The sequence below is a fragment of the Gordonibacter sp. genome (assembly GCF_036667095.1).
GTDB lineage: Bacteria > Actinomycetota > Coriobacteriia > Coriobacteriales > Eggerthellaceae > Gordonibacter.
On sequence record NZ_JAVWUP010000202.1, the window covers coordinates 1 to 4,130 of the forward strand.

General features: G+C 51.9%; 3 protein-coding genes. All 3 read left to right on the top strand.

Annotated features, from left to right (window positions below):
• Positions 1 to 505: 505 nt before the first annotated feature.
• The 3 genes from RR842_RS12395 (at position 506) to fixA (ending at position 4,086) form a co-directional block, all read left to right on the top strand.
• Entirely contained in the window at positions 506 to 1,627 is a 1,122-nt protein-coding gene (locus tag RR842_RS12395; RefSeq protein WP_332729933.1) for an acyl-CoA dehydrogenase family protein, read from the top strand.
• 103 nt (positions 1,628 to 1,730) lie between these two features.
• On the top strand, positions 1,731 to 3,305 hold the full coding sequence (locus RR842_RS12400; RefSeq protein WP_332729934.1) for an AMP-binding protein: 1,575 nt from the start codon (positions 1,731 to 1,733) through the stop codon (positions 3,303 to 3,305).
• Between the two features lie 31 nt (positions 3,306 to 3,336).
• The gene (gene fixA, locus RR842_RS12405) at positions 3,337 to 4,086 is read left to right on the top strand and encodes a putative electron transfer flavoprotein FixA (RefSeq protein WP_332729935.1); all 750 of its coding nucleotides are present in this window, start codon (positions 3,337 to 3,339) and stop codon (positions 4,084 to 4,086) included.
• Positions 4,087 to 4,130 lie beyond the last annotated feature (44 nt).

Below are 4,130 nucleotides of genomic sequence, written 5' to 3' on the forward strand. Positions count from 1 at the left end.
TACATCCCGCCATTTAAAGCCTGAAGACACGAATTCGTTCGTGTCTTTTTTGCATCGTGGGTCTTTCCGTTTTTTTCTAACCAAGAGCCAGGCTCATTACTCTTCTGGCTCTTGGTTTAAAATGCCTGCCTATAATCAATGAGCAAAACATCATAGCTGTCCAATTCGGTTTGAGTAAATAGGGCGGGGTAGGTATAGCGCATCTTGGTATTCCTTTCTCGAATAATAAGGGAAGGCTCCCGGAGCATTCTAGCTCTGCCCGAGAAAGCTCCGAGGGTTTTTGGGCACACGACTACGCGCTGCTTTTGACAATTACGCATCACCCCAACACTATAATGCATGATTCACATAAGCATTTTGCGTAGAGCAGGATGAAATCATGCGCATATAGGAACGATCATTGCACATTATGAATTTTTATTGTGCTGGTTTCCATGTTATTGTTGGTGCTGCAAACGCGCGCGGTAAAAAACAAAAGACCAAGCTTCATATCCAAGGAGGAGCCATGAGCTACCTGAACGAAGATCAGGAACTGATGCTGGATGCTGTGCGTGAATTTGCTCAGACCGAGTTGCGTCCGCGTGTGCTGACGGAACTTGAGCGAGACATATTCCCCTACGATTTACTCGACCGCATGAAAGAACTCGGGCTTCCCCTGATGGCGATGCCGGAGGAGTACGGTGGACTTGGCGAGAGCATGGTAGCTCATGTGGCCATCGAAAAAGAGGTCGCCAAGGAAAATATGACCATGGCTCTCATCGGTACGAACTGTGTTGTGGCGTCACTCATCGTCAGAATGGGGACGCAGGAGCAGAAGGATCGCTATCTGCCAGATTTGCTCGAAACGCCAGGAGGCTTTGCCTTCACCGAACCGGCAGCCGGTTCGGATGCGAGCGGCATCGAGGCAACGGCTGTCAAAGACGGAGACGAATGGGTCATCAATGGGCAAAAGACGTTCATTAGCTTCATTAACCAGGCAAACTACTTCCTGATTTCAGCACGCACCAACGAGACAGGCGATGGCGGCATCTCGGCCTTCCTTGTCCCGAAGGATACTCCTGGCCTGAAGCTGGGTTCGATCTTTCATAAGCTCGGGCTGCGCGGCTCAGATACGGGTGAGTTGTTCTTCGAGGACGTTCGCGTTCCCGCTATAGCGATGATTGGCAAGGAGAACAAGGGATTGCACGCTGCCCTCTCGCTGCTTGACGAAGCACGTCTGGGCGTTGCGTCTTGCGCCGTCGGTCTCGCGGAGGCTGCTCTTGAGAAGTCAGTTGAATACGTGAAGGGTCGCGTTGCGTTTGGTCGCCCGCTGGCAACCAAGCAGGGACTCCAGTGGTATGCGGCAGAAATGGAAACAAAGATTTCCGCTGCTCGCGCATTGCTCTTTGAGGTGGCCAACGACTACGACGAAGGCCGTTCTATCACGGTAGGGGCCGCCAAGGCCAAGCTGTTTGCCACTAGCGTCGCTGTAGAGGTCACGGATCGGGCTATTCAGATGTGTGGTGGTTACGGCCTCATCGAAGATTACGGGGTGGAGCGCTTGTATCGCGATGCGAGAACCTGCGCCATCATCGAGGGTACGGATGAAATTCTAAAAATCGTTGTATCTCGTCAAGTTCTTTCGTAGATCAGAAGCTGACATGTTGGTGGAAGACGGTGGCTGCACCGTTTTCCACCAAGCAAATACCGAAGCTTTCTTTTACTGCAGGGGTGCTGAGAGGAGTGGGGCGATGGTGTCGTTTATCAGGGATTTAGCACGCTTTCGGGCGCGCAGGACTCCAGATCGAGAAGCCGTGTTCGATTGGGAATCCGGCATACGCTATACATGGGGCGATCTAGAGCAGCGGTCAACCAGCATGATTAAGTTTCTAGGAGAAACGCTTGGTGTGCGCAAGGGAGATGTTGTCGGCTTCGTTTCGCCGACTGTTATGCAGATGGTGGATGTATTTTTGGCTTCATTTACGCTCGGCTATATTATCGACACGTATAACTATCGCCTTAAGGCTTCCGAACTGGTTTCGCTAGCCGAGCTGGAACAGCCGAAGGTACTCTTCTATTCCAGCGCCCACTACGACAAAGCAAAGGCGATTGGTAATAGCCTTGGCGAGTCTTGCGTTCTCGTGTGCCTGGAGAATATGCGCGAGCTGGAAAATGGCTATACCACCAGTAATGCTGAACCGGCAGATGTTATTCAGCCGATACCACCCTGTGAGATAGAGTTTGACAATCCTCAAATGCTCATCCACACCGGAGGAACAACGGGATTGCCGAAAGCGGGCATACTTTCGTTTCGGTCGATCTTTATGAACGCCGTTAGCGAAATCATCACTTGTGATCTTACTCATGATGATTGTGCCTACATCGGAATGCCCTTGTATCATACGGCGGGGTGGAACACCATAATGCTTCCCTTATTGCTCTCGGGTGGTCGCATTGTTGTGTCCAAAGAATTCTCAGCGGATGTATTTTTGGATGTCGTCGAGCAAGAGCGACCTTCGGTGTTTCTTGGAACGGAGGCCATGTTTAAGATGATCGTCGAAAATCCTCGGTTCAGTAAAGTGGATTTCTCCTGCTTCAAATGGATTCTAGGTGCCGGCGGACCCGTTTCCCAAGCGACCATGGAGCCCTTTTGGAATCGCGGTGTCAAATTCTTTGTTGGCTACGGTATGACCGAAACGGGGCCGAACAATATCGTGCCAAATGTAGCGGAGTCCCTTGAGAAAAATCGCGCGAAACCTCATTCTGTGGGCAAGCCCATGGCGTTTACTGAACTTCGCATTGAACGAGATGATGGTGAAGAAGCGAAAGTCAACGAGGCAGGAGAGATTCTCCTGCGTGGAGCACTTTCGTTTAACGGTTACTGGAAGCGAGAGAGCGAAACACGTCAGATGTTTGACGGCGACTGGATTCGGACGGGGGATATAGGTACGCGTGACGAAGACGGGGATGTGCGCATCTGTGGGCGACTGAAAAACATGTACATCTCCGGCGGCGAGAACATCTTCCCTATAGAAGCCGAGCGCTGTTTGGAGGCGCATCCCGCGGTACGTGAAGCATGTGTGATTGGCGTTCCCGATGCCCGTTGGGGGGAGGTTGGTAAGGCTTTGATTGTTACAAAAGATAACTGCGCCATCGATCTGCTTACATTAGACAAGTACCTGCGCGAAAACCTCTCGAGCGTAAAGCGGCCAAAATATATGGAATTCGTCTCGGCCATACCAAAAAATGCAATAGGGAAGAGGGATGAAGCATTCATTGCCTGCACATATGGTCATGTCGAGCAAAAATTGTTAGCTTCGCTTTAAAAATAAAGGACAAAGGAAAGGATTGGATTCAATGAACATTGTTGTTGCATTTAAAGTCGTCCCGGACGACCAGGACATTCAGGTGTGTGCCGATGGAAGCCTCGATTTTTCCAAGGCTCACCCCATCGTGTCAGCATACGACTTGAATGCCTTGGAGGCTGCTGCTCAGCTGGCTGACGGCGGTTCGGTTGTTGCCATTACAGTGGGAGCGGCTGCTATCAATGACTCCAAGCTCAAGAAAAACGTGCTCGCTCGCGGTGCCGACGAACTTGTCATGGTAGCCGACGATCGCTGCTCTAGCATGGACGCCCGCGCGACTGCTGCCGCGCTGGCAGATCTTACAAAGAAAGTCAGTGGTTACGACCTTATCCTGTGCGGAGATGGTTCTGCCGACAACTATGCGCAGCAGGTGGACGTGCAGTTGGCTGGAAAGCTGGGGCTTCCCGTCGTGAACGGTGTTTCAAAAATCGTTCCCGTCGATGGTGCCCTGGAAGTTGATCGCCTGCTTGAAGATGCGGTGGAATCCGTGCGTGTGCCTTTGCCGGCCGTTGTGTCGGTATCTCCAGACATCGCGCTACCGCGCATTCCGGGCATGAAGGATATCCTGGCTGCCGGGAAGAAGCCCATGAACGTCGCTGATGCTGAGGGTTCTTATGCCAGCGCCATCGAAGTCACCGAGTGCAAGGCCCCGAAACAGGCCGAGCGCAAACTGGAGATTCTCGATGCTTCAACCGACGGCGCTGTTGAGCAGTTTGCTGCCGCACTCAAAGCGGCTCTGTAGAAAGGTGGAGTGTACTATGAAAGCACTTGTTCTCGCTGAACGTT

Coding starts and splice junctions, on each gene's coding strand:
- RR842_RS12400 (WP_332729934.1), top strand. CDS start 1,731: ATGGTGTCGTTTATCAGGGATTTAGCACGCTTTCGGGCGCGCAGGACT.
- RR842_RS12395 (WP_332729933.1), top strand. CDS start 506: ATGAGCTACCTGAACGAAGATCAGGAACTGATGCTGGATGCTGTGCGT.
- fixA (WP_332729935.1), top strand. CDS start 3,337: ATGAACATTGTTGTTGCATTTAAAGTCGTCCCGGACGACCAGGACATT.